The organism is Acinetobacter sp. CIP 102637, assembly GCF_000368425.1.
Lineage (GTDB): Bacteria > Pseudomonadota > Gammaproteobacteria > Pseudomonadales > Moraxellaceae > Acinetobacter > Acinetobacter parvus.
In genome coordinates this window covers 1,821,348-1,846,812 of sequence record NZ_KB849435.1, presented here as the reverse complement: position 1 = coordinate 1,846,812, position 25,465 = coordinate 1,821,348, and the positions used below count along the sequence as shown (strand labels likewise).

The following is a 25,465-nucleotide window of genomic DNA, read 5'->3' as shown; positions in this document are numbered from 1 at the left end:
AACTGAATAACAAGAAAAACTTCCGCCGTATTGTGGCGGTTGGTGGAATGATTGTGTGCTCTTCTGTCTATGCGCTGGATGAACAGTTTAACGATGCCCTGCGTGCGGCCAATAGCAGCAACACCGCCTTGCTGGATCAATATCAAGCTGCGATGCAGAATGATGTATTGGGCTATTATCCAGAATATTGGAAACTCAACACCAATCTCGGTTTTCAGCCTGCGTCCTCAATTCTCAGCTTTGCCCAACGCTACCCAAAATCTGCAATGGCTGAGAAGCTAGCGGCGGATTATGTAGAAGAAAAAGTCAAACAAGCGAATTTTAGCGAAGCAAAACCCGTTTTAAGCTATGTGACCAATCCAGACCAGGCCGAAAGTTGCGCGGTTGCGCAGGTCAGGGCACAGACAGGCGACAGTCTGGTTTATGCGGAATATAAAGATGTCTGGTTAGCCACCAATGCCCAGCCTGACTCATGCACAGGATTGGGGCGAATGATGCTTTCCAGCCCGCTTATGACTGCTCAGGACCGTCAGCAAAGGTTGTGGGGACAGTTGCGCGCAGGGCAGTCGGGACAGGCTATTGCAACCGCACAAACCATGGGGCTGAATCTTTCGCTTGCCCAGTTGAACCAGATTCAGGAAAACCCATTGGGGTATTTATGGAGTGCGCCAAAAACCAATGATGCGGATTATGCCTATCTGATTTTTGCTCTGGGGCGTGTGGCTGACAGTGATTTAAGCAATGCCCTGGCAAATATCCAGCGCGCGGCTCAGGATACGCCATCGCCTGTACAAAAATATTTGTACCGTACCATTGGATACGTAGGTGGCACCACAGTGATGAAAAATGGTTTTAATCGTGAAGTGCTCAATGCCTACGACCAAAGTTATGGCTATCCGCTGAGCCCAGAAGAAGCCGAAATTTACGCGCGTCAGGCGACTCGTTTCGGTGCATGGGAAAGCTTGATTCGTGCCATTGATGCGATGTCAGTCACCCAGAAACAGGAAGATCGTTGGCAATATTGGTTGGCGCGTGCCTCTGAGCAACGTTCAGATGCAGCATCAAAACAGGCGGCGCAGCAGATTTATCGCAAACTGGCGCAAAGTGGTGATGACTATCACAATTTGCTTGCCAAGGATCGTTTGGGCGAGCGTTATAACCATCAACCCTATGATGAGCAGCCGAGTTCACAGGATATACAGCGTTTAAATCAAAACATCCATTTTAGACGTGCATTTGCACTTCGGGATGTGAATGCGCCAGCAAACTACACCAACAGGGAATGGAACTGGGCGGTTCGTCAGGCCTACTTGCAGCAGGATGATGGAATGTTGCTGGCCGCGGCAAAACGTGCACATGACATGGGTTGGTATGATCGGGCAATCTATGCGGCTGACCGTACCATCAACAAGCATAACGACACCTACCGTTTTGCAACACCGCACCGTAGCAATGTCACCAGCCATAGTTACAATGCTGGTATTGATCCTGCCTGGGCGTATGGTTTAATGCGTCAGGAAAGCCGATTTGTAACAACAGCACGTTCCAATGTTGGAGCGGGTGGCCTGATGCAGATCATGCCAAACACGGCCAAGTTGGTTGCCCGCCAAATGGGGGAAACCTATAACCCAGCCGCACTGAGCGAAATGAATACCAATATTCGCTATGGCACCTATTACTTGTCCATGATTCAAAGCCAGCTCAGTGGCAATGCGGTACTGGCAACAGCAGGTTATAACGCTGGTCCAAATCGGGCAAGACGCTGGCAGCCAGATTTCCAGAGCATGGCGGCAGACCAGTACACAGAAAGCATTCCATTATTGGAAACACGTGATTACGTCAAGCATGTCATGACCAATGCAACACATTATGGCGTGGTACTAGGGCAGGGTGCGCAATCCTTGCAGAAACGCATGAGTATCATTCCTGTGCGCAATGAACCCTAGAACACGAGATGTTTAATTTGAAACAATGAAGTTTTTGTATTTGATGAAATTGAAAAAAATATTCAAGCGATCAATGTTGTTAACCTTGCAGAGCCTGTTCTGCTACTTGGTTCTATCATTCAGTGCGCCATTATATGCAGCAGATAATAACGATCTGGTGGGTTATGTCATGCATATACAAATGACGCCTGCGGCTTGTGCATTGGATACATCGAAGCAGAAACAGCGCAAATGTCTTGAAGGTTATTCATTAACCATCTCAAGTCTGCTGCCAGAAGTGCCTGTCAATAAAAACTGTGAAACCAAGACTTCAGCAAAACTAAGCCCATTGCAGGCAAGAGTTGTCGCACGGGTTATGCCTGATGAAAACGCACGGGTTCAACTTTGGCAAAATGTTGGCGGCTGTGTCCCTATGAATGCCAGTCAGTATTTCAGGACGGTGATCAACTTTGCCGAGCGCCTGAAAATTCCTGCCGACCTGACCAGTCCAAATACCATTAAGGTGCAAAAGGAAAACCTGCGTCAGCAATTTGCCAAGCTCAATCCATCCCTGCCACCAAACGGAATCCGTTTTAGCTGTCAGGCTTCCAGATTCGATTCCATCCTGACGGAAATCCGTGTGTGTTACCAGAAAAATGGGCAATACAAACAATGTGCAAGCCATATTGTCACGGGCTGTCCAAACGAATTTACCATCAAGGGCAGCTATTAGGCATTTTTTCTAGCTTAATTTGTATTTTCTATCAGACTTTTGTTGAAATGCATTCTCTTTTACATGCATCTATGTTCGCTTTAGAGTACAATCTTTGCCGTTTATGATAATTCGGTTGAAGAACAAGAAAATTCAATCGTGCTAACGCATCTCACTGGAGAATATCACATGAAGCAACCCGTTCGTGTTGCCGTTACAGGCGCTGCTGGTCAAATTGGTTATAGCTTACTATTCCGTATAGCAAGCGGTGAAATGTTAGGTAAAGATCAACCAGTCATTCTGCAATTGCTTGAAGTTCCTGTTGAAAAAGCTCAACAAGCGCTTAAAGGTGTAATGATGGAACTTGATGACTGTGCTTTCCCATTATTGGCGGGCATGATCGGGACTGATGATCCAAAGGTTGCATTTAAAGATGCAGACTATGCGTTGTTGGTAGGTTCTCGTCCACGTGGCCCTGGTATGGAACGTGCTGACCTGTTGAAAGTAAATGGCGAAATCTTCATCGGTCAAGGTCAGGCTTTAAACGAAGTTGCCAGCCGTAACGTTAAGGTATTGGTTGTAGGTAACCCTGCAAACACCAACGCTTATATCGCGATGAAATCTGCTCCAGACCTTCCAGCGAAAAACTTCACCGCAATGTTGCGTCTTGACCACAACCGTGCGTTGACCCAGATCGCTCAGAAAGCGGGTGTTGCGGTTGCTGACATCGAGAAATTGACAGTTTGGGGTAACCACTCTCCAACAATGTATGCTGACTACCGTTTTGCAACTGCAAATGGCGAAAGCTTGAAAGACAAGATCAACGATGCGGAATGGAATAAAGATGTATTCCTTCCAACTGTTGGTAAACGTGGTGCTGCGATTATCGAAGCGCGTGGTTTGTCTTCAGCTGCTTCAGCTGCCAACGCTGCAATAGACCATATGCGTGACTGGGCGTTGGGTACAAATGGCAAATGGGTAACTATGGGTATTCCATCTGACGGTTCTTACGGTATCCCTGAAGGCGTAATGTACGGTGTACCAGTGACTTGTGAAAATGGCGAGTACACCCGTGTTGAAGGTCTTGAAATTGATGAGTTCAGCCGTGAACGTATGGACAAGACACTTCAGGAACTTGAAGAAGAACGTGCGGCAATTGCTGACATGCTAAAATAATTTATCTTTGTGATAAATTGAAAGCACTCTCCAAGAGAGTGCTTTTTTGTTGCGATAAAAAACAAAAAACAACAAGAAAATATAGACATAACTCTCCATGTAATCAGTATTTGCTGGTAGATTATTTTGATCTAGATAATGATGTGGAGAATAACAATGTTTGAACAACAACCAACGCTTAAGCTTTTATTTGAACAACTGGGACTTGAGGCGGATGATGCCTCAATTGAAAGTTTTGTAAAAACCCATCAGCTTGGGGCTGATCAAAAACTACATGAGGCTGAATTCTGGAGTGCTGGCCAGCGTGATTTCCTAAAAAGCCATTGGGAAAAAGATGACGACTGGGCCATTGTGATTGATGAGCTTAACCAGCAACTGCATTTAGATAGCACTCAATAGGCACACATAAAAATAAAGCTCACATTAGTGAGCTTTATTTCGAATCAGGGTTTTAAACCATTCTTTCTCACGGGCAAGGCTAAATGCAGGGTGAACCTGTAACAGTTCCAGATCATGGTCTAAACAGGAGACATACTTTTTCAGCCAATGTTGGGTTAATGCCTGTTCCTTTTTCGCTGCTGAGGCATAAGCCAGAAAGAAATAAATCTCTAAGCTTTCGGTATAAGCCAAAGGTTTAAGAATTTGCTGAGTAATTAAGGCGAACCGTTGCTCCTTAGTCAATTCAAAATAAATCATATAAGCCTTTGCAAGGCATAAAGACAGATTTAAATATAGACTTAAAGGCATTTCTTCATATTCAATGCGAGCCTGTTCAAGTAGAACAATCGCTTCCTGCAAAAAATGCAACTGTTCCTGACGGACATGGCTCAGCAAGACCAGTTGCAAACGCAATTCAGCCCGTTCCAAAGCCAGTTCAGGGGTATTACCATTTAAATAAAGTTGGTCGGTTTCACCAATCCGTGCAATCACCTGTTTGGTTTCATTTGACATTTATCGATCCAAAATCGTCAGTTATACCGAGTTATATCGGGCTGTTTTTCGTAATTTAAAGGATTTAACCATTCCATATTGAGTTTCCACTTCGTAGCCATGCGGTGATGGATAAACGCTGTTGTTTCGATAACAGAACTTCATGTAATAAATCACTTTGAAAGATCGCAAGGCGATTGGGTAGGGGCTGGATGATATGCCACTGATCATTCTTATCCTGCAAACGTAATTGACCACCCCAATCTTCCTGCCAGTCTTTATGCAGATAGAACACGGTTGAAATCATTCGGTCATTTTTCTGTTGTGGATTATCCCGATGCAGCGTATAAAACTCACCTGCGTGATAACAGGCAAAATGCGCCTCCACCTCTTTAATTCCCAGATAAAAAGCCTGATTCAAAACTTTGGATAAATGTTCCAGAGTCTGGATATGTTGTTGCGCAATGGGAAGTTGATCATCAATCCATAAAATATGATCGCTACGAATGTGACTCATCACACCATTCTGTACACCTGCCGCCCTGAACTGTTCCAGATGTAAACTACATTCATCTACCAGAGCCTGTACATATTCATTTGGATACACCTCATCAATCAGGGCAAATCCAGCATCATTTAAATCATCCAGAATCTTGTCCAGATTCCAGTGGCTTGGGAGGGAAGAAGATTGCATACAGTTCCAGTTCACGCTTAATCGTTTATAGGGCAATTTGAGGTGATCACATCAATGCTAAAGAATAGCCTCTATTTTCATGTTAAACTATCCTCTGAATTGAGGAATAATTGTCAACATGAATTACCGTCACCATTTCCATGCGGGTAACTTTGCCGATGTTATGAAGCATGTACTCTTGCTTCAACTGCTCACGCGTTTAAATGCCAAAGATAAACCTTATCGATATATTGATACTCATGGCGGGGCGGGCAAGTATGATCTATCACTTGCGCCAGCGCAAAAATCTGGCGAGTTCTTAACAGGGATTCATCGTCTGGTACAGTTGGGTGAAATGGAAAAACGCCAGGCACCTGAAGCCATTCAGGAATACCTGAAACTGGTGGAAAGCCTGCGTGCTGAAGAGGGCAAAGGCAGCTATCCTGGTTCTCCGTGGTTTGCCTTGCAGGCGATGCGTGAAATTGATAAAGCGACTGTGTTTGAAATGCAGCGTGATGTATTCCAGCAATTACGCCACAACATCCGTGATAAACGTATGGGCTTGCATGAGCGTGATGCTTATGAGGGTTTGTTGGGTGTTATTCCACCTAAAGAAAAACGTGGTTTGGTCATGATCGACCCACCTTATGAGATCGAGCGTAAAGATTTCCCACAACTGGTTGAGCTGTTGCAGACTGCCTATAAAAAATGGCCTACAGGTGTATTTGCGGTTTGGTATCCAATTAAAGACCGTGCCATGATCGAACGTTTTGAAAAGAAAATGTTCAAGACGGGGATTCGCCGTCAGTTGGTGTGCGAAATCTGTGTATGGCCAGATGACACACCAGTCGGGTTAAATGGCTGTGGTTTGTTGGTGATCAACCCACCCTGGAAGTTCTCAGAAGATGCGGACCAGGCTCTACAATGGCTATTCCCACATTTGCGCATGAGTGAAAATGGTGGTCACGCTGCGGTGCGTTGGTTGGTGGGTGAATAAGCCCACCACCGTCACGATATTCTCGAGGAATTGAAAATAATGACAAATTCTCTTAAACCAGATTCTGATTTAGATAATAGAGACCATTCTTTCGATGGCATCACATTTGAAGTGGAAGAAGAAGAGCAGACGCATGAGGGACAGAAAGTAAAACGCCGTGGCATCTATCTATGGCCTAACCTGATTACCACTGCTGCACTTCTTTCGGGTTTCTATTCCATCATCGCAAGCATGAATGGAAACTTTAACCAGGCGATTTATGCCATTTTTCTGGCGGCATTGCTGGATGGTCTGGATGGTCGTGTTGCACGCGCAATCGGGGCACAAAGTGCATTTGGCGAACAATATGATTCACTGTCTGACCTATTGGCATTTGGTGTTGCGCCAGCAATTCTGATGTATAGCTGGAGTTTACATGACCTTGGCCGTATTGGTTTGGCATGTTGCTTTATCTATACGGCCTGTGCCGCATTCCGTTTAGCACGTTTCAATGTGCAGATTGGCGTGGTAGACAAGCGTTACTTTATTGGAATTGCCAGCCCGCTTGCAGCGGTGACGGTGATCTCAATGGTCTGGGTTGAACAGGATTTTCCATTCGTTTTTGACTTAAAGGATATCGTGGTTCAGGTTGTTAACTGTGTGGTTATGATAGGTATTGGCCTATTGATGATTTCAAATATCAAGTACTACTCATTTAAACAAATGGACCGCAAACGTGTACCTTTTGTTGTGATGCTGCCTGTGGTCTTGATTTTTGCCGCAATCACGTACAACATTCCAGTAGGAATCCTGATGGTATCTATTCTCTATATTCTTTCAGGCTTGGTAACCACTTTATTTGCCAAAAAGAATGATTCAAAAATAACAACCTAAAAAATGGAGGTTCAGTATGCCAATATTGATGAATAACAATCAATTAAAGCTGCTGAACCTGAATAAGACAGATGCTTTAACTTTTTATCCCCCAAAAGGCTTGTTCAAGATTGTCTATCAGGCCTTGATTTTGCCAAACTTGCCTGAACCGTTTCATTATCTCAACTTTATCAGCCTGATTGGGCAACCACGAATTCCTGTCTGTTATAACGCCAGCGCAATTGCGACCACAGCTATTGATACCGCAACTGTTTTGGTCAGTAGTAGTGTTGCCACTGTAGGGCATCTCAAAAGTTATAGTGCCAAAGAACAGTGTCAGTTTGAAATGGACCGTTATCAATTTTTAGATGTTGACCATATTCAGGCAGAATTTCCCAATTATTACTTTAAGCGTATTGATGAAGAATTAAGTTGTCAGCTTAAGGTAAATACCCATGCGGAAATAGAAAATCATTCAGCTTTACAATGGGGTGTAGCGGACTATTGGTATGCAAGATGCCAGTGTGAGGGTGAAATCACCTACAAAAAACAGAAATACCAAATTGAGGCACAGGGCATCTTAAAACATGCCAGGGCAATTTATTTACCTTTCATAGCCTTTAATTTTTTTACTTATCAAATTATTCAGGTGACTCCAGACTTACAAATCGTATTCTCAGAACTAAGAAACCAATGGAACAACATCGTTTTTTCAAGAATTGAGATTCAGTCTGCGGGACAGGAAACACGACTTTATGAGAAACAGGTCATTTTTGATGTGACACGGGTCTATCCTAAAATCCAGACACCGAATGGTCGGGAAATGTATTTGCCCAGAGAGTTTATTTGGCAATATCAAGAAAATGATGAGGTTGTTTTTCATCTACAGGCACAAAGCCGAGGGGACTATAAATTTGGCTTGGCAGCGGGTTATGTGGGAAGCTTCAACTACCAATTGTTCTGGAAAAATGAAAATTATGAGGGTTCAGGCTATTGTGAATACATCGACTGTCGTCCCTTGCATTGGCAGGAAAAAAGTAAGACTGAACAAATAATGGACCAAATTCCACATTTTCAACCCTATTTGTGCAAGAAGTAGGCAGTTGTTGCAATAATTTAAAGAAAGGGGTTGTAAGGTATTTAGAATGATCTATAATGCGACTCCATCGGCGGTGCTGTTGATTGAAAGTTGTTTTAAATCAATTATTTAAAGTGGTTTAAAATAAAGTTGAAATTGATGGTTGACTTTAAAGAGATTTAGGGTAACATAGCCGACCTAGCTTGATGATGACGAATCATTGAGAAGATCATTAAGAGAATAGAAGAACAACTTGTGTGGATTTTTACTGATTGATTGATCGATATATTATCATTGATTGATGGTAGAAATTACTCGAAGTTTATTTGAGCGAATTTTTAGTCAGAAAATTGATGAGCCAAGATTTGTAGCCATAAGCTACTAATGATTTTAAACTGAAGAGTTTGATCATGGCTCAGATTGAACGCTGGCGGCAGGCTTAACACATGCAAGTCGAGCGGGGATTGGGTGCTTGCACCTAATCTTAGCGGCGGACGGGTGAGTAATGCTTAGGAATCTGCCATTTAGTGGGGGACAACATTCCGAAAGGGATGCTAATACCGCATACGCCCTACGGGGGAAAGCAGGGGATCTTCGGACCTTGCGCTAAATGATGAGCCTAAGTCGGATTAGCTAGTTGGTGGGGTAAAGGCCTACCAAGGCGACGATCTGTAGCGGGTCTGAGAGGATGATCCGCCACACTGGGACTGAGACACGGCCCAGACTCCTACGGGAGGCAGCAGTGGGGAATATTGGACAATGGGCGGAAGCCTGATCCAGCCATGCCGCGTGTGTGAAGAAGGCCTTTTGGTTGTAAAGCACTTTAAGCGAGGAGGAGGCTACCTGGATTAATACTCTAGGATAGTGGACGTTACTCGCAGAATAAGCACCGGCTAACTCTGTGCCAGCAGCCGCGGTAATACAGAGGGTGCGAGCGTTAATCGGATTTACTGGGCGTAAAGCGTGCGTAGGCGGCTGATTAAGTCGGATGTGAAATCCCTGAGCTTAACTTAGGAATTGCATTCGATACTGGTCAGCTAGAGTATGGGAGAGGATGGTAGAATTCCAGGTGTAGCGGTGAAATGCGTAGAGATCTGGAGGAATACCGATGGCGAAGGCAGCCATCTGGCCTAATACTGACGCTGAGGTACGAAAGCATGGGGAGCAAACAGGATTAGATACCCTGGTAGTCCATGCCGTAAACGATGTCTACTAGCCGTTGGGGCCTTTGAGGCTTTAGTGGCGCAGCTAACGCGATAAGTAGACCGCCTGGGGAGTACGGTCGCAAGACTAAAACTCAAATGAATTGACGGGGGCCCGCACAAGCGGTGGAGCATGTGGTTTAATTCGATGCAACGCGAAGAACCTTACCTGGCCTTGACATAGTAGAAACTTTCCAGAGATGGATTGGTGCCTTCGGGAATCTACATACAGGTGCTGCATGGCTGTCGTCAGCTCGTGTCGTGAGATGTTGGGTTAAGTCCCGCAACGAGCGCAACCCTTTTCCTTACTTGCCAGCATTTCGGATGGGAACTTTAAGGATACTGCCAGTGACAAACTGGAGGAAGGCGGGGACGACGTCAAGTCATCATGGCCCTTACGGCCAGGGCTACACACGTGCTACAATGGTCGGTACAAAGGGTTGCTACCTAGCGATAGGATGCTAATCTCAAAAAGCCGATCGTAGTCCGGATTGGAGTCTGCAACTCGACTCCATGAAGTCGGAATCGCTAGTAATCGCGGATCAGAATGCCGCGGTGAATACGTTCCCGGGCCTTGTACACACCGCCCGTCACACCATGGGAGTTTGTTGCACCAGAAGTAGGTAGTCTAACCTTAGGGAGGACGCTTACCACGGTGTGGCCGATGACTGGGGTGAAGTCGTAACAAGGTAGCCGTAGGGGAACCTGCGGCTGGATCACCTCCTTAACGAAAGATTGACGATCGGTAAGAATCCACAACAAGTTGTTCTTCGAGATATGTCTTTGAAGATTTAGAGTCAAGCTTTTAAAAAAGAGCGAGAGTCAAACACTACGCACAGCGAAGCTGTTTGTCTTGCGAAACTTTTAAAGCGAAGCTTTAAAACTTTCTCAGGGTCTGTAGCTCAGTTGGTTAGAGCACACGCTTGATAAGCGTGGGGTCACAAGTTCAAGTCTTGTCAGACCCACCACTACTGACGAAGTGATGAATAATCACAAGCTACTAGATGAGAAGATATATCGTTCATTATGATTGTAAGCTGGGGACTTAGCTTAGTTGGTAGAGCGCCTGCTTTGCACGCAGGAGGTCAGGAGTTCGACTCTCCTAGTCTCCACCAGAGCTTCGATCAGCAAAGCAACGCTTTGCCGAAGCGCAAGACAAGCAGCTATGCTGCGCGTAGTATCTGATCTAATATGGTAGTGAAAGATATTTTTAAATTATAGAACTTAATAAATAAGGTGAATCAAGAGATTGATTTAGATTTATTAACTTCTGTGATTTATCACAGTTTACTGCAAGCTGACGAGGCTGTAGTTAATCATTAACAGATTAGAAAATTGAGTCTGAAATAAATTGTTCACTCATTCAATAACAAAGCAAGAAGAATTAATTCTTTAAGCTGAGTTGTTAGAAATGAGAACTAGCAAAAACACTGAATCAAGCGTTTTGGTATATGAATTTAGATTGAAGCTGTATGGTGATTAAATTCACAGACAACAAACCAGTAGCAATTAAGTTTGCAACGATAACACTCACTTGTATGTGTTAACGACTGTTTGGGGTTGTATAGTCAAGTAATTAAGTGCATGTGGTGGATGCCTTGGCAGTCAGAGGCGAAGAAAGACGTGATAGCCTGCGAAAAGCTCCGGGGAGGCGGCAAATATCCTGTGATCCGGAGATATCTGAATGGGGGAACCCACTTACCATAAGGTAGGTATTGCAACATGAATACATAGTGTTGCAAGGCGAACGAGGGGAAGTGAAACATCTCAGTACCCTTAGGAAAAGAAATCAATTGAGATTCCCTCAGTAGCGGCGAGCGAACGGGGATTAGCCCATTAAGTTATGTATGTTTTAGTGGAACGCTCTGGGAAGTGCAAACATAGTGGGTGATAGTCCTGTACACGAAAGGGCATATACGATGATGTCGAGTAGGGCGGGGCACGTGAAACCTTGTCTGAATATGGGGGGACCATCCTCCAAGGCTAAATACTCCTGACTGACCGATAGTGAACCAGTACCGTGAGGGAAAGGCGAAAAGAACCCCTGTGAGGGGAGTGAAATAGATCCTGAAACCGCATGCATACAAGCAGTGGGAGCCGACATGTTCGGTGACTGCGTACCTTTTGTATAATGGGTCAGCGACTTACATTCAGTAGCAAGGTTAACCGCATAGGGGAGCCGTAGAGAAATCGAGTCTTAATAGGGCGTTTAGTTGCTGGGTGTAGACCCGAAACCGGGTGATCTATCCATGAGCAGGTTGAAGGTTGGGTAACACTAACTGGAGGACCGAACCCACTGTCGTTGAAAAGCCAGGGGATGACTTGTGGATAGGGGTGAAAGGCTAATCAAACTCGGTGATAGCTGGTTCTCCCCGAAAGCTATTTAGGTAGCGCCTCGGACGAATACCATTGGGGGTAGAGCACTGTTTCGGCTAGGGGGTCATCCCGACTTACCAAACCGATGCAAACTCCGAATACCAATGAGTACTATCCGGGAGACAGACTGCGGGTGCTAACGTCCGTAGTCAAGAGGAAAACAATCCAGACCGCCAGCTAAGGCCCCAAAATTATAGTTAAGTGGGAAACGATGTGGGAAGGCATAGACAGCTAGGAGGTTGGCTTAGAAGCAGCCACCCTTTAAAGAAAGCGTAATAGCTCACTAGTCGAGTCGGCCTGCGCGGAAGATGTAACGGGGCTAAAACTATATGCCGAAGCTGCGGATTTGCAATTTATTGCAAGTGGTAGGGGAGCGTTCTGTAAGCCGATGAAGGTGTATTGAGAAGTATGCTGGAGGTATCAGAAGTGCGAATGCTGACGTGAGTAACGACAATGCGAGTGAAAAACTCGCACGCTGAAAGACCAAGGGTTCCAGTCCAACGTTAATCGGGGCTGGGTGAGTCGACCCCTAAGGCGAGGCCGAGAGGCGTAGTCGATGGGAAATTGGTTAATATTCCAATACTTCTATGTAATGCGATGAGAGGACGGAGAAGGTTAAGTCAGCCTGGCGTTGGTTGTCCAGGTGGAAGGTTGTAGGCATGTATCTTAGGCAAATCCGGGGTACTGTATGCTGAGAACTGATAGCAAGCTGTACTTGTACAGTGAAGTGGCTGATACCATGCTTCCAGGAAAAGTCTCTAAGCTTCAGTTACATAGGAATCGTACCCGAAACCGACACAGGTGGTCAGGTCGAGTAGACCAAAGCGCTTGAGAGAACTCTGCTGAAGGAACTAGGCAAAATGGTACCGTAACTTCGGGAGAAGGTACGCTGCCGACGGTGATAGGATTTACTCCTTGAGCTATTGGCAGCCACAGAAACCAGGCCCCTGCAACTGTTTATTAAAAACATAGCACTCTGCAAACACGAAAGTGGACGTATAGGGTGTGATGCCTGCCCGGTGCTGGAAGGTTAATTGATGGGGTTAGCGTAAGCGAAGCTCTTGATCGAAGCCCCAGTAAACGGCGGCCGTAACTATAACGGTCCTAAGGTAGCGAAATTCCTTGTCGGGTAAGTTCCGACCTGCACGAATGGCATAATGATGGGGGCGCTGTCTCCAGCAGAGACTCAGTGAAATCGAATTCGCCGTGAAGATGCGGTGTACCCGCGGCTAGACGGAAAGACCCCGTGAACCTTTACTGCAGCTTGACATTGAACTTTGATCTTACTTGTGTAGGATAGGTGGGAGGCTTTGAAACCGAGACGCTAGTTTCGGTGGAGCCAATCTTGAAATACCACCCTGGTAATATTGAGGTTCTAACTCTGTCCCGTTATCCGGGACGAGGACCATGTCTGGTGGGTAGTTTGACTGGGGCGGTCTCCTCCTAAAGAGTAACGGAGGAGTACGAAGGTGCGCTCAGCGTGGTCGGAAATCACGCGTAGAGTATAAAGGCAAAAGCGCGCTTAACTGCGAGACCCACAAGTCGAGCAGGTACGAAAGTAGGTCTTAGTGATCCGGTGGTTCTGTATGGAAGGGCCATCGCTCAACGGATAAAAGGTACTCTGGGGATAACAGGCTGATACCGCCCAAGAGTTCATATCGACGGCGGTGTTTGGCACCTCGATGTCGGCTCATCTCATCCTGGGGCTGAAGCAGGTCCCAAGGGTATGGCTGTTCGCCATTTAAAGAGGTACGCGAGCTGGGTTTAGAACGTCGTGAGACAGTTCGGTCCCTATCTACCGTGGGCGCTGGAAATTTGAGAGGATCTGCTCCTAGTACGAGAGGACCAGAGTGGACGAACCTCTGGTGTACCGGTTGTGACGCCAGTCGCATCGCCGGGTAGCTATGTTCGGAAGGGATAACCGCTGAAAGCATCTAAGCGGGAAGCCTACCTCAAGATAAGATTTCCCCGAGGCTTTATGCCTCCTAAAGAGCCGTTCGAGACCAGGACGTTGATAGGTTGGGTGTGGAAGCACGGTGACGTGTGAAGCTGACCAATACTAATTGCTCGTGAGGCTTGACTATACAACACCCAAACAGTTGTTGTATTCAAGATAAATTCAATACACAACTTGATTTAGTGTGAAAACTAGTTAAAATGCTGAACACAAAGTTAGACTCAATATCTAATCCGTTAATAACTCTTTGGTTCGTAAGTAAGGCAGACATGAAGTGAAAACACAACATGATCAATAAGACCCCAAAACACCACAACAGTTTGCTGGCGACAATAGCAAGAGTGAACCACCTGATCCCTTCCCGAACTCAGAAGTGAAACCTCTTCGCGCTGATGGTAGTGTGGCGTTTGCCATGTGAGAGTAAGTCATCGCCAGCTTTTAAATTCAAATACCCCCTCCGCTAATGCAGAGGGGGTGTTTTTTATTTCTTATTTGTTTAAACAGTTAATAGAAAATTTAATAGTTTCCTCATTTTTACTGGCTTTTCTAAGTATTTTTTAACTTTTAATTTTGCCAAGCGCTTGCTTGGTTTTTATGGTTTTGATACCTTAGAGCTCACTAAATACTCGAAAACAATGATCAATAATTATTAGGAAGCAAGCATGCTACTCAACCCTTTATATTACACCGAGCAACATTTAGCCTTTGCTGAGAGTGTTAGGCGCTTTACTGAAAAGGAAATTAGTCCTTTTATCACTAAATGGGATGAAGCGGAAACTTTTCCGCGTGAGCTGTATAAAAAGGCCGCTGATATAGGCTTGCTGGGTGTTGGCTTTGATGAAAATTATGGTGGTATTGCGGGAACGGATGCATTTTATACTCTGCTTGCCTCAGTGGAGTTGGCGAAGTGCGCATCAGGTGGTTTGGCTGCATCATTGCTTTCACATGCGATTGGAACACCACCAATTCAGCATTTTGCTCAAGAAGAGGTCAAGGCTGAAGTTTTACCACAAATTTTGTCAGGAGAAAAAATCTCTGCATTGGCAATTACTGAACCTAGCGGTGGTTCGGATGTTGCGGCTTTAAAAACCAAAGCGGTTCGAGATGGTAACGATTATATTGTCAGTGGTGAAAAGACCTTTATTACATCGGGTATTCGAGCAGATTATTATTCAGTAGCAGTACGTACTGATCCTAATGCCAAAGGGGCAAATGGTATTTCTATGCTGTTGATTGATGCGCATAGTGAGGGCATCACCAAATCCAAGCTGGATAAAATGGGATGGTGGGCATCGGATACAGCACATTTGCATTTTGATAACGTGCGTGTGCCAGCCAGAAACCTGCTTGGTGCAGAAAATATGGGCTTCTTTGTGATTATGAACAATTTTAACATGGAGCGTTTTTTTCTTGCTGCAAGTAGTTATGGCTATGCACTGGTCTGTTATGAGGAAGCCTTGGATTGGGCGAAACAGCGTCAGACTTTTGGTAAACGTTTGATTGATCATCAAGTGGTTCGACATAAGCTGGTGGATATGGCAACACGTTTAACCTCAACCCATGCCCTGTTGGAAGATACAGCTTATCGTTTGGCCAAGTCTGAATTACAGGGCAATGAACTGATTGCACAAATTTGTATGCTCAAAAATGTGGCAACGCAAACCATGCAATTCTGTGCCGATGCTGCAGTACAAACACTGGGTGGTATGGGCTTTATGAGGGGTACAAAATCTGAGCGAATTTATCGTGAAGTGAAAGTGAACATGATTGGTGGTGGGGCAGAGGAAATCATGAAAGATCTTGCCAGTCGCCAACTTGGTTATTAATCGAAATCTTTTAGAGCTTTAGATCATGAGGAGATTGGTTTAAAGCCTGATTCATACAACAATAAGTTAATAATAATTTAGGAAAAAGAGCATGGATGGTTTATTCAACCCGATTTATTACACAGCAGAACATCGAGCTTTTGCAGATAGTGTAAAACGCTTTGTAGAAAAAGAAATTTCACCTTATGTTAATGAATGGGACGAAGCAGGAACATTCCCACGAGCGCTTTATCAAAAGGCTGCAAGTGTCGGTTTGTTGGGCTTGGGTTTTGATGCTGAACATGGCGGCATTCCTGATGCTGATGCTTTCTATGTGATGTTGGCAGCGATTGAAATGGCAAAAGCGGCATCAGGTGGTGTGCATATTTCCCTGATGATTCATAGTATTGGTACACCACCGATTCATCATTTTGCTCAACCTGGAATTCGGGATCAGGTGATGCCTCAGATTATTGCTGGCGAAAAAATCTCGGCTTTGGCTATTACTGAACCAAGTGGCGGTTCTGATGTGGCAGCCATTAAAACCAAAGCCGTTCGAGAGGGTGATTACTATATTCTGAATGGTGAAAAAACCTTTATCACTTCAGGAATTCGGGCTGATTATTATACCGTTGTAGTCAAAACCGATCCTCATGCTAAAGGGGCAAAAGGCATTTCCATGTTATTGGTCGATGCCCATAGTGATGGGATAAGCAAATCACCGTTAAAGAAAATGGGCTGGTGGGCATCGGATACCGCACATTTACATTTTGACAATGTCAAAGTGCCTGTTAGCCATTTATTAGGCGAAGAAAATGCAGGTTTTAAAGTGATTATGAACAACTTTAATATGGAGCGTTTTTGGTTGGCGGCAATGGCGTATGGGTATGCGTTGGTATGTTATGAAGAGGCATTGGATTGGGCAAAACAGCGTCAGACTTTTGGCAAGCGTTTGATTGACCATCAGGTGCTTCGGCATAAACTGGTGGATATGGCAACGCAACTGACCACAACGCGGGCATTGCTGGAAGATACAGCCTACCGTATGGGACAGAAAGAGTTACAGGGAGCAGACCTCATTGCACAAATTTCGATGTCAAAAAATGTAGCGACTCGTACTATGCAATTTTGTGCGGATGCTGCTGTGCAAACTTTGGGTGGAATGGGTTTTATGCGTGGAACGAAGTCCGAACGAATTTATCGTGAAGTCAAAGTGAATATGATTGGTGGTGGTGCTGAAGAAATTATGAAAGACTTGATCAGTCGCCAATTGGGCTATTAATTCTTGGTTTGATTATAACAAGTGAAAAGTGCGGTCAAAACACCGCACTTTTTTAATTTCACTTTGGTTGATTATTCTAATTCAGCCAATTGTTCTAAAGTGACTTGGCGGATTTCAAATATCGGTTGCTTAAGAAAGGAGTTTAAGGCTTTTAAGTGAATAAATTCTATACTGTCTAGGGAAAATCCCAATGATGCTGTCTTTTTCGGCATGGTAACGAATATCTGGTGTTTGCTCAATAAAGGCTTTAAACAGGTCTGGGCTGTCGCTTAATTCGGAAAGTGGCTTGTCGAAGAGTGCTTCAAACTCATAATCCATCGCATAAATATTGGATTCCCAAGAAACATCACCAAAGTTTTCATCTTGACTTGAAATGATGCTGCCAGTTTCATAGCCACTAAAATAGTCTTCTTCAGAGTTAATCCAGAGTACATAGCAAGGTTGTGATGCATCAACTTCCAATAATTGGTACCAGACAATACCTGAGATTTTAGCAAATTCAAAAGCATCATCTTCATTCAATTTAGGAATTTCACCATCATCTATATTAAAAGTTTTTCCTGTTTTTTCTAAAATTAAAGCTTCAAGTTTTTCGTAGATTTCATCATCTGCTTCACCATTGCCAATATCATAGTTACATAGTTCATCATAGTATAAGCCTTCAACGACTAATGATTTGTATGCCTTTTCTGCTTCAGCTTTATCTGTATAAATCTGCTTGATCGCCCCAGTTGAAACACAATTAGTCAGATGCCATTCATCATTGTAAGCAAAGTCGTTTTGACGAATAACGTATTGGATAGTACTCATTTTTATTTCCCCTTAAATTAAGCGATTTTCATTTTTAAGTCTTGCAATTTGGCTGCACTTGGCGGGAAGGTCATCCCATTGTCCATCCAGAATTCAAAACGCATTGGATTGAAAAAGAAGTCTGGACTAATATCAAAATCAATAAATTTAGCTTCGCTTTTTCCCATCATTGGCAGAATGGTATTGATAAACCAACTATTGTGAGTGATCAGTAAAGATTTTAGTTGTCCTGTCACTGATAATGGAGAGAGTAATGTTGCTGATAGCTTTGGATCATCAATCACATCTGAGTGGAATTTTTCGAGGCGTTTAGCCAGTCCATACGTAGGAATATCCTGCATTGCAGCAACGAAGTCTCCTATCGTTGGAATAAAGCGGTGATGGAAATCAACTAACAGATGATCTTTTTCACAAAGGTCTTTAACTTCAATGCTATTTCCCGCACTATTTTCAAAGTGATGTCCAAAAATCGGGATAATCACTTCTTGAACTCCCCAAAAAGTATGCAAGATACGATGGCGATTGTCAGTGCATAGCATTTTTGTGCTGTCGATTAGCGCATGAATATCAATATAATCTTCAAGCTCGCCCCCACGACGTTTCACTGAAATATTGGCATGTTGAACTGGATTCATTTTTACTATTTCTTGTAATCTTTTGATGTTTAAGCAGAATAGCAGTTTTTAATTTGAACGAGAATAGAGCAAATTGGTTAGGCGTTAAGTTGTGTCGTTTGTTTTATTAAAGTAAAAGTCATCATTTAACTGAATTATTTTAACCATGTATTGCTGATAGTTTGAATATATAAGTGGCGGCAGCGCTGAAGAAATTATCAAAGACTTGATTAGTAAACAGTCTGGTTACAGATATTTATATTTGGGAGACTATCTTATTAACTCAATCCAATAGTTTCCTTTCCCTTCTGGATGAACTGCTATATACCAAAGTGATGAATCTTTAGCATATACGAAAATTTGAAACCCCTGATCCTGCATTTCCTTTTTTGTACCATGATTTACAGTACTTATTTTAATTGGAATTGCACCTTGATCGCTAAAATACTTTAGGTCTGTTGGTGAAAAAGTAAAAGAGCCGTTACCTTTATTCAAGTCTAGATCATTTGTTTCAACAATATTTTTTGTACTGGGCGGTAAAATTGGAGGTAACCAACCGCGTTCAAAAGCATGTTCAACTTTCGCATGCCGCAAATCTGTAAATTTGGTTGTAACGATATCATCTGTACAACCGAGTATTAGGCTGGAAAGTAAGATTATAAATGTTCGTTGCATATATTTTGCTCAAAAATATAAGAGGAAATTATTCATTATTTTAGTGCCATTTCCCAAACCATTTCAGTCAGTTCATCCACTTTGACTTTACCATCTGGGTTATACCACGTGACCGACCAGGAAATAGAACCACCAACCAAACGTCGCCAGATAAAGGCATCATGCTTAACCTTGCCTTGGGCACGTAATTTTTCAATCACACTGAGCCAAACTTGCTCATATTCATTACGCATTTTAAGCAGATATTCCTGTTTCTCTTTAGAGAGGGCAAACCATTCATGTACCAGTACAGCCATAGCCGCACCAGTATCACCAGTAATGGAAATCAGTTCAGCCTTGATTAAGTCGCGTAATTGTTGTTGAGGGTCATTGGAGCGTTCAGCCGCCTCTTTTAAACGGGCAAAGTTATAGATAATGGTTTGCTCCATTACCGTGGCGAGAATATCATCTTTACTTTTAAAATGATGAAATAGACTGCCTGACTGAATACCAATAAACTCACCGAGTTGGCGAACCGTGGTTTTATCATAACCCTGTTTATAAAACAGATAGGCGGCACCAAGCAGCAAGCGTCCACGTGGACTATCGTCAAAACATACAATTTTAGGTATTTGCTCAATTGAAGTTGCGATCATGCCAGTCTGTCTATCCTATTAAATCTAGTAAGCATTGTAACAAAATTCATTTCATGAATTGTCCTATCTTTTTATAACAAGCATTTGCCTGAGTTTGTCTATTTTTGCCAATACAGCATATCATTATGTACTTTACAAACCAAGCACTTGCTTGGTAATGTTGGAGCAATTTAGAAATAACAATGAGAAAGCTCATGACAAGCGTCAAGCAGGATGACCAGAGGGTAGTCAAAATTGGGTGTGCATCAGGGTTTTGGGGTGATACCAACACAGCCGCATTTCAGTTGGTCCATCTGAGTGATATTGATTATCTGGTTTTTGATTATCTGTCAGAAATTACTATGTCTATCATGGCAAAGGCAATGATGACCGATCCAAATCATGGTTATGCTTTAGATTTTGTTAGCCGAGTCATGTCGCCACTGATTAATAAAATTGCTGAGAAAAAAATCAAAGTCATTAGTAATGCAGGTGGTGTTAATCCTTTAGCTTGTCGTGATGCCTTACAAAAAATAATTGATGAAAAAGGATTAGATTTAAAAGTTGCTGTGGTACTTGGGGATGTTGTATTACCTAAACATGCTGATTTACTGAAACAAAATATTCAGGAAATGTTTAATGGCGAAGCTTTACCACATCATGTAGCCAGCAGTAATGCCTATTTAGGGGCGATTGCGATCCGCGATGCCTTGGATTTAGGTGCAGATATTGTGATTACAGGTCGAGTGGTTGATTCGGCTGTGGTACTTGCACCCTTATTGCATGAATACAAATGGTCACTCGATGATTATGATAAGTTGGCTCAAGGCTCATTGGCAGGGCATGTGATTGAATGTGGTGCTCAATGTACAGGTGGTAATTTTACTGATTGGCGCTTAGTACAGGGCTTTGACAATATGGGCTTTCCAATTGTAGAAGTCAGTGCCGATGCTTCCTTTATTGTGACCAAGCCACAAGCTACAGGTGGATTGGTTTCGACTGCGACTGTGGCAGAGCAGATTGTTTATGAAATTGGTAATCCACAAGCCTATCTCTTGCCTGACGTGACTGCTGACTTTAGCCAAGTCCATTTAGAACAGGTGGGTGAAGATCGGGTTAAGGTGATGGGAGCTACAGGTCATGCACCAACAGGGCAATATAAAGTTAGTGCAACCTATGCCGATGGTTATCGCGTTCTCGTCAGTTTCCTGATAGTAGGACGTGAAGCACCTGAAAAAGCACAAACTATTGCTGATGCGATTTTAAATAAATGTGAACGTGTCTTGGCTCTGCGTTCAGTCCCACCATTTAGTGAAAAATCCGTCGAAATCCTAGGCATTGAAAGTACCTATGGTTCACATTCAAGAATCAAGGATAGCCGTGAGGTGGTGGTCAAAATTGCCGTCAAACATATGTTTAAAGAAGCCTGTATGTTTTTTGCCTCTGAAATTGCACAGGCATCTACAGGCATGGCACCTGCTTTGGCAGGCATTGTCGGTGGTCGCCCTAAAGCTTCGGCAGTGGTTAAACTTTTCTCTTTCCTAATTGATAAAGATCAAATCAAGGTTGAGGTCGATTTTGCAAGGCAACGTCATGCTGTTGAGATTCCAACTGGCTTAACTCCACAAGATATTAATCTGCATTCAGTGGGTGAAGTTGCAATTTATCAAGGTGATGAAATTGAAGTGCCGTTAATTGAAGTGGCACATGCGCGCAGTGGTGATAAAGGTAACCATAGCAATATTGGGGTGATTGCCCGTAAAGCAGAATATCTACCGTGGATTCGGGCAGCCCTGACGGAGCAAGCCGTTGCAGAATATATGCAGCATGTACTTGATCCTGAAAAATCAAAAGTGATTCGTTATGAATTGCCAGCCATGAATGCACTGAATTTTATGTTGGAAAATGCATTGGGTGGCGGCGGGATGGCTAGTTTGCGTATTGATCCACAGGGTAAGGCTTTTGCACAGCAATTGTTAGATATGCCAGTCAAAGTACCAGTACAACTGTTAGAAAAATAAATAAAGGATGTAAATCAAATGAGTTACCAATCAATTTTCAGGGCAGATGCATTTACTGACAAAGTGATTATCGTGACAGGTGGTGGCTCGGGTATTGGCCGTTGTACCGCACACGAATTGGCTTCTTTAGGCGCTCAGGTGGTGATCACTGGCCGCAAAATTGAAAAGCTAGAAAAAGTCAGCCAAGAAATTTTAGAGGATGGTGGCAAAATTGGTTTCATCGTCTGTGATAACCGTGATGAAGAACAAGTCAAAAACATGATTGCTGAAGTGATTGAAAAATTTGGCAAGCTAGATGGCTTAGTCAATAACGCAGGTGGGCAATTTCCATCTGCACTTGAAAGTATTTCTGCCAATGGCTTTGATGCGGTGGTGCGTAATAACTTGCATGCAACTTTTTACCTGATGCGTGAAGCCTATAACCAATGGATGGCAAAACATGGTGGTAGCATTGTCAATATGGCTGCTGATATGTGGGGCGGTATGCCAGGAATGGGACATTCAGGTGCGGCGCGTTCAGGCGTGGACAATCTGACCAAAACCGCTTCAGTTGAATGGGGGCGTTCAGGTGTTCGAGTTAATTGTGTCGCACCAGGCTGGATCATTTCTTCTGGTATGGATAACTACAGTGGTGACTTTGCCAAATTTATTATTCCAAGTTTGGCTGGCAATGTGCCTTTAAAACGGATGGGTACAGAGTCTGAGATTTCTTCAGCGATTTGTTACTTACTGTCTGATGCTGCTGCATTTGTTTCAGGGGTAACATTAAGAGTTGATGGTGCTGCTTCACAAGGAACACGGATGTATCCGCTAGCAGATGCAACCAATAGCCAGTCTTTTAATGGCTTTCATCGTGCATTTATTCCTGATGTGCTCAAAGATCAGATTGAAAAAGCAGAGCAACACTCTGCCCAAGCGCAAGATGCAAACAAGGATTAAATCATGACTATTCTTCAATCTGAAATTGCAGTCGGTAGTGAACAATACCAACAAAATCGAGATGCTTTATTAAGCCAAATTACAGAAGTGCGTGCCGTACAGCAAAAAGGTATTGATAAGTCTTATGCAGCAAAACCGAAGTTTGATAAGAAAGGTAAAATTCTTCCACACGAACGTGTACGTTTACTTCTCGATGCTGATTCACCTTTTGTCGAGCTATGCGGTCTCGTTGGCTATAACATGCATGATGATAAAGATGGCTCTGAAGCGGGTGGTGGTATTATCGCGGGAATTGGTTTTGTCAGTGGCGTTCGTGCTTTGGTCACTGCCAGTAATAGCGCAATCAAAGGCGGTACGATGTCACCGATGGGTGTACAGAAAACCTTACGTTTACAGAAAATCGCACTTGAACAAAAACTACCGATTGTGACCTTAACGGAAAGTGGTGGGGCAAATTTAAACTATGCAGCCGAAGTATTTACTTATGGTGGTATGACTTTTGCTAATCAAGCACGAATGTCTGCGGCAGGGATTCCACAGATTTCGGTGGTGCATGGTAATGCCACCGCAGGTGGTGCATATCAACCAGGTCTATCTGACTATGTGATTGCCATCCGTAAGCAAACCGAAATGCTGTTGGCTGGCCCACCATTATTGTTAGCAGCAACAGGTGAAGTTGCAACGGCTGAGGAACTCGGTGGTGCAGAAATGCATACCCAAGTGTCAGGCGTGGCGGAATATCTGGCTGAAAATGATGCTGATGGCATTCGTATTACCCGTGAAATTTTTGAGCATCTGAACTGGAAAGAACAAACCAAAAGTCTCGATCAAGACTACAAGGAACCTCGTTATTCAGCAGAAGAACTGTTAGGCATTATTCCACAGGATCCAAAGCAACCTTTTGATATGAAAGAAGTGGTGGCACGGATTATTGATGATTCTGATTTTCTGGAATTTAAACAGGAGTACGATGCTTTAACCGTTTGTGGTTGGGCAAAAATGGGTGGGGTACATATCGGCATTATCACCAATAATGGACCAATCACACCGCAGGGGGCGGTCAAGGCTGCGCAGTTTATTCATCTGTGTGAACAAACCCAACGACCACTTTTATTCTTGCATAACACCACGGGTTTTATGGTCGGAACGGATGCTGAACAAAACGGCATTATCAAGCATGGTTCCAAGCTGATCCAAGCGGTTGCCAACGCGACTGTACCCAAAATCTCGATCATTGTTGCTGGTTCTTATGGAGCAGGTAACTACGCCATGTGTGGACGTAGTTTATCCCCTAACTTTATCTTTGCTTGGCCAAACTCACATGTTGCAGTGATGGGTTCAGCACAGGCAGGAAAAGTGTTGCGTATCGTGGCTGAGGGGAAACAGAAGGCTTCAGGCATGGAGCCGAATCCACAGATGCTGGATTTTCTGGAACAAAGTACCTCAATGAAACTGGAACAGCAATCAACTGCATTGTTCAACACTGCAATGTTGCATGATGATGGCATTATTGATCCTAGAGACACACGTAAAGTACTTATCTTCTTGTTACAGACCATTTATGAAGCACAGCAACGTGAGTTGAATCCAACACGATTTGGCGTTTCACGTTTCTAATTCAATACAAAATTTAGGCAATAAAAATATTTAGGACAAAACCATGAAATTTACCGCAGAGCATGACGCTTTACGCCGTACCGCACGTCAGTTTGTAGAAAATGAACTCAATCCATTTATTCCAGAATGGGAAGAGGCAGGACGTTTCCCAATCCATGATGTATTTAAAAAAATGGCAGACTTGGGTTTGCTGGGTATTTGTAAACCTGAAGAAAATGGCGGCTTAGGTCTAGATTATTCTTATAACCTTGTGGTGGCAGAAGAATTAGGGCGTGCGGCATGTGGTGGTGTGCCTCTAGCAATTGGTGTGCAAACCGATATGGCAACACCAGCCCTTGCCCGTTTTGGTAGCAAGGAGCTGAGAGAGGAGTTTCTGAATCCTGCCATTCGTGGTGAATATGTAGCATCAATTGCAGTTTCAGAAGTACATGCAGGTTCAGATGTTGCAGCGGTTAAAACCACCGCAAAAAAAGATGGCGATGATTACGTCATTAATGGCAGCAAGATGTGGATTACCAATTCACTGCAAGCAGATTTCTTCTGCCTGCTTGCCAATACCTCTGATGACAAGCCGCATGTCAATAAATCGATGATTATTGTTCCAGCCAAAACCGCAGGGATTAGTTTTTCAGAACCATTGAATAAGTTGGGAATGCGCTCCACCACAACCGCCCAAGTCTATTTTGATAATGTCCGTGTGCCGCAACGCAATCTGGTGGGTGCTGAGGGTATGGGCTTCATGATGCAGATGATGCAGTTTCAGGAAGAACGGATGTGGGCATGTGCAAATGCAGTCGGTGGTCTGGAAAATGTGATTCAACAAACCATTGATTATACGAAAGAACGGACGACATTTGGTCAGCCACTGATTAATAACCAATATGTGCATTTCCGTTTTGCTGAGTTGATGACCGAAGTTGAAGCCCTCAAAGCATTGACTTATCAAGCCTGTGAGCAGCATATCGCAGGGGAGAATGTCACCATGATGGCTTCGATGGCAAAACTCAAGGCAGGACGTTTAACCCGTGAGGTGGCGGATAGCTGCCTACAATATTGGGGTGGCAATGGCTTTATGTGGGAAAACCCAGCGTCTCAGCTCTACCGTGATGGTCGCCTTGGTTCGATTGGCGGTGGTGCGGATGAGATCATGTTAGGAATTATCTGTAAGTTGATGGATATTCTGCCGAAGAAGCAGAAAGGGTGATCTAGG

Annotated in this window: 18 protein-coding genes, 2 tRNA genes, 3 rRNA genes and 1 pseudogene; 18 read left to right on the top strand and 6 right to left on the bottom strand. The window is 43.8% G+C overall.

The window, feature by feature from the left end; all coding sequences use genetic code 11:
- The first annotated feature begins 47 nt into the window (after positions 1-47).
- From F967_RS11880 to F967_RS11865, 4 genes are all read left to right on the top strand, one after another.
- Positions 48-1,946: a lytic transglycosylase domain-containing protein gene (locus F967_RS11880; protein WP_171063116.1), complete on the top strand. Its 1,899-nt coding sequence runs from the start codon at positions 48-50 to the stop codon at positions 1,944-1,946.
- A gap of 73 nt (positions 1,947-2,019) precedes the next feature.
- A complete protein-coding gene (locus F967_RS11875) occupies positions 2,020-2,658 on the top strand; it encodes a ribonuclease T2 family protein (RefSeq protein WP_004762139.1) in 639 nt (212 codons plus the stop codon).
- A 168-nt stretch (positions 2,659-2,826) separates the two neighbouring features.
- A complete protein-coding gene (locus tag F967_RS11870; protein ID WP_004674630.1) occupies positions 2,827-3,813 on the top strand; it encodes a malate dehydrogenase in 987 nt (328 codons plus the stop codon).
- A gap of 156 nt (positions 3,814-3,969) precedes the next feature.
- Complete coding sequence (locus F967_RS11865; RefSeq protein ID WP_004674631.1) at positions 3,970-4,212, top strand: DUF2789 family protein; 243 nt, start codon at positions 3,970-3,972, stop codon at positions 4,210-4,212.
- A gap of 24 nt (positions 4,213-4,236) precedes the next feature.
- On the opposite strand, the gene F967_RS11860 is transcribed toward F967_RS11865, so the two are convergent.
- Together F967_RS11860 and F967_RS11855 are read right to left on the bottom strand one after the other, a co-directional pair.
- Positions 4,237-4,764 (bottom strand): hypothetical protein, encoded by a 528-nt coding sequence (locus F967_RS11860; RefSeq protein ID WP_004674632.1) that lies wholly within the window; start codon positions 4,762-4,764, stop codon positions 4,237-4,239.
- 64 nt (positions 4,765-4,828) lie between these two features.
- The gene (locus F967_RS11855) at positions 4,829-5,437 is read right to left on the bottom strand and encodes a 2OG-Fe(II) oxygenase (RefSeq protein ID WP_004800103.1); all 609 of its coding nucleotides are present in this window, start codon (positions 5,435-5,437) and stop codon (positions 4,829-4,831) included.
- 118 nt (positions 5,438-5,555) lie between these two features.
- Between F967_RS11855 and F967_RS11850 the strand changes: the two genes are divergently transcribed.
- The 10 genes from F967_RS11850 (at position 5,556) to F967_RS11805 (ending at position 16,965) form a co-directional block, all read left to right on the top strand.
- Positions 5,556-6,413, top strand: a complete 858-nt coding sequence (locus F967_RS11850) for a 23S rRNA (adenine(2030)-N(6))-methyltransferase RlmJ (protein WP_004674634.1) — start codon at positions 5,556-5,558, stop codon at positions 6,411-6,413.
- A gap of 39 nt (positions 6,414-6,452) precedes the next feature.
- Positions 6,453-7,286 (top strand): CDP-diacylglycerol--serine O-phosphatidyltransferase, encoded by an 834-nt coding sequence (gene pssA, locus F967_RS11845; RefSeq protein ID WP_004674635.1) that lies wholly within the window; start codon positions 6,453-6,455, stop codon positions 7,284-7,286.
- 16 nt (positions 7,287-7,302) lie between these two features.
- A complete protein-coding gene (locus F967_RS11840) occupies positions 7,303-8,364 on the top strand; it encodes a DUF6670 family protein (RefSeq protein ID WP_004800102.1) in 1,062 nt (353 codons plus the stop codon).
- Positions 8,365-8,735: 371 nt separating this feature from the next.
- Positions 8,736-10,272 (top strand): 16S ribosomal RNA (locus F967_RS11835).
- A 164-nt stretch (positions 10,273-10,436) separates the two neighbouring features.
- Positions 10,437-10,513, top strand: a tRNA-Ile gene (locus F967_RS11830).
- A gap of 71 nt (positions 10,514-10,584) precedes the next feature.
- A tRNA-Ala gene (locus F967_RS11825) sits at positions 10,585-10,660 on the top strand.
- Positions 10,661-11,111: 451 nt separating this feature from the next.
- Positions 11,112-14,005, top strand: a 23S ribosomal RNA gene (locus tag F967_RS11820).
- Positions 14,006-14,200: 195 nt separating this feature from the next.
- A 5S ribosomal RNA gene (gene rrf, locus F967_RS11815) occupies positions 14,201-14,315 on the top strand.
- The 16S, 23S and 5S rRNA genes sit together here with 2 tRNA genes alongside, the layout of an rRNA operon.
- A gap of 225 nt (positions 14,316-14,540) precedes the next feature.
- Entirely contained in the window at positions 14,541-15,704 is a 1,164-nt protein-coding gene (locus F967_RS11810) for an acyl-CoA dehydrogenase family protein (protein ID WP_004800099.1), read from the top strand.
- Positions 15,705-15,795: 91 nt separating this feature from the next.
- On the top strand, positions 15,796-16,965 hold the full coding sequence (locus F967_RS11805) for an acyl-CoA dehydrogenase family protein (protein ID WP_004800097.1): 1,170 nt from the start codon (positions 15,796-15,798) through the stop codon (positions 16,963-16,965).
- Positions 16,966-17,036: 71 nt separating this feature from the next.
- On the opposite strand, the pseudogene F967_RS11800 reads toward F967_RS11805, so the two are convergent.
- From F967_RS11800 to F967_RS11785, 4 genes and pseudogenes are all read right to left on the bottom strand, one after another.
- Positions 17,037-17,775 (bottom strand): annotated as a pseudogene (locus tag F967_RS11800) (hypothetical protein).
- A gap of 17 nt (positions 17,776-17,792) precedes the next feature.
- Positions 17,793-18,410: a DUF6915 family protein gene (locus tag F967_RS11795; protein ID WP_004800094.1), complete on the bottom strand. Its 618-nt coding sequence runs from the start codon at positions 18,408-18,410 to the stop codon at positions 17,793-17,795.
- 249 nt (positions 18,411-18,659) lie between these two features.
- Positions 18,660-19,064, bottom strand: coding sequence for a YbbD-related protein (locus tag F967_RS11790; protein ID WP_004762126.1), 405 nt, complete (start codon positions 19,062-19,064; stop codon positions 18,660-18,662).
- A gap of 35 nt (positions 19,065-19,099) precedes the next feature.
- The gene (locus F967_RS11785) at positions 19,100-19,699 is read right to left on the bottom strand and encodes a TetR/AcrR family transcriptional regulator (RefSeq protein WP_004800092.1); all 600 of its coding nucleotides are present in this window, start codon (positions 19,697-19,699) and stop codon (positions 19,100-19,102) included.
- Between the two features lie 194 nt (positions 19,700-19,893).
- Here F967_RS11785 and F967_RS11780 point away from each other — a divergent pair, with 194 nt between their 5' ends.
- Genes F967_RS11780 through F967_RS11765 form a run of 4 tightly spaced genes read left to right on the top strand, consistent with a single transcriptional unit; the run spans position 19,894 to position 25,459 of the window.
- Positions 19,894-21,699, top strand: a complete 1,806-nt coding sequence (locus tag F967_RS11780) for an acyclic terpene utilization AtuA family protein (protein ID WP_004800090.1) — start codon at positions 19,894-19,896, stop codon at positions 21,697-21,699.
- 18 nt (positions 21,700-21,717) lie between these two features.
- Positions 21,718-22,638, top strand: a complete 921-nt coding sequence (locus F967_RS11775; protein WP_004800087.1) for an SDR family oxidoreductase — start codon at positions 21,718-21,720, stop codon at positions 22,636-22,638.
- A 3-nt stretch (positions 22,639-22,641) separates the two neighbouring features.
- Positions 22,642-24,255 carry an acyl-CoA carboxylase subunit beta gene (locus F967_RS11770; protein ID WP_004800084.1) on the top strand — a complete coding sequence of 538 codons (1,614 nt, stop codon included), beginning with the start codon at positions 22,642-22,644 and terminating at the stop codon, positions 24,253-24,255.
- A gap of 43 nt (positions 24,256-24,298) precedes the next feature.
- Complete coding sequence (locus F967_RS11765) at positions 24,299-25,459, top strand: acyl-CoA dehydrogenase family protein (RefSeq protein WP_004800081.1); 1,161 nt, start codon at positions 24,299-24,301, stop codon at positions 25,457-25,459.
- Positions 25,460-25,465: the final 6 nt, after the last annotated feature.

Bases quoted from the DNA above. Each gene is read 5' to 3' on its own strand.
- F967_RS11805 (WP_004800097.1), top strand. From the start codon at position 15,796: ATGGATGGTTTATTCAACCCGATTTATTACACAGCAGAACATCGAGCT.
- F967_RS11790 (WP_004762126.1), bottom strand. From the start codon at position 19,064: ATGCAACGAACATTTATAATCTTACTTTCCAGCCTAATACTCGGTTGT.
- F967_RS11840 (WP_004800102.1), top strand. From the start codon at position 7,303: ATGCCAATATTGATGAATAACAATCAATTAAAGCTGCTGAACCTGAAT.
- F967_RS11780 (WP_004800090.1), top strand. From the start codon at position 19,894: ATGACAAGCGTCAAGCAGGATGACCAGAGGGTAGTCAAAATTGGGTGT.
- F967_RS11870 (WP_004674630.1), top strand. From the start codon at position 2,827: ATGAAGCAACCCGTTCGTGTTGCCGTTACAGGCGCTGCTGGTCAAATT.
- F967_RS11775 (WP_004800087.1), top strand. From the start codon at position 21,718: ATGAGTTACCAATCAATTTTCAGGGCAGATGCATTTACTGACAAAGTG.
- F967_RS11880 (WP_171063116.1), top strand. From the start codon at position 48: ATGATTGTGTGCTCTTCTGTCTATGCGCTGGATGAACAGTTTAACGAT.
- F967_RS11770 (WP_004800084.1), top strand. From the start codon at position 22,642: ATGACTATTCTTCAATCTGAAATTGCAGTCGGTAGTGAACAATACCAA.
- F967_RS11795 (WP_004800094.1), bottom strand. From the start codon at position 18,410: ATGAATCCAGTTCAACATGCCAATATTTCAGTGAAACGTCGTGGGGGC.
- F967_RS11765 (WP_004800081.1), top strand. From the start codon at position 24,299: ATGAAATTTACCGCAGAGCATGACGCTTTACGCCGTACCGCACGTCAG.
- F967_RS11785 (WP_004800092.1), bottom strand. From the start codon at position 19,699: ATGATCGCAACTTCAATTGAGCAAATACCTAAAATTGTATGTTTTGAC.
- pssA (WP_004674635.1), top strand. From the start codon at position 6,453: ATGACAAATTCTCTTAAACCAGATTCTGATTTAGATAATAGAGACCAT.
- F967_RS11855 (WP_004800103.1), bottom strand. From the start codon at position 5,437: ATGCAATCTTCTTCCCTCCCAAGCCACTGGAATCTGGACAAGATTCTG.
- F967_RS11860 (WP_004674632.1), bottom strand. From the start codon at position 4,764: ATGTCAAATGAAACCAAACAGGTGATTGCACGGATTGGTGAAACCGAC.
- F967_RS11865 (WP_004674631.1), top strand. From the start codon at position 3,970: ATGTTTGAACAACAACCAACGCTTAAGCTTTTATTTGAACAACTGGGA.
- F967_RS11850 (WP_004674634.1), top strand. From the start codon at position 5,556: ATGAATTACCGTCACCATTTCCATGCGGGTAACTTTGCCGATGTTATG.
- F967_RS11875 (WP_004762139.1), top strand. From the start codon at position 2,020: ATGTTGTTAACCTTGCAGAGCCTGTTCTGCTACTTGGTTCTATCATTC.
- F967_RS11810 (WP_004800099.1), top strand. From the start codon at position 14,541: ATGCTACTCAACCCTTTATATTACACCGAGCAACATTTAGCCTTTGCT.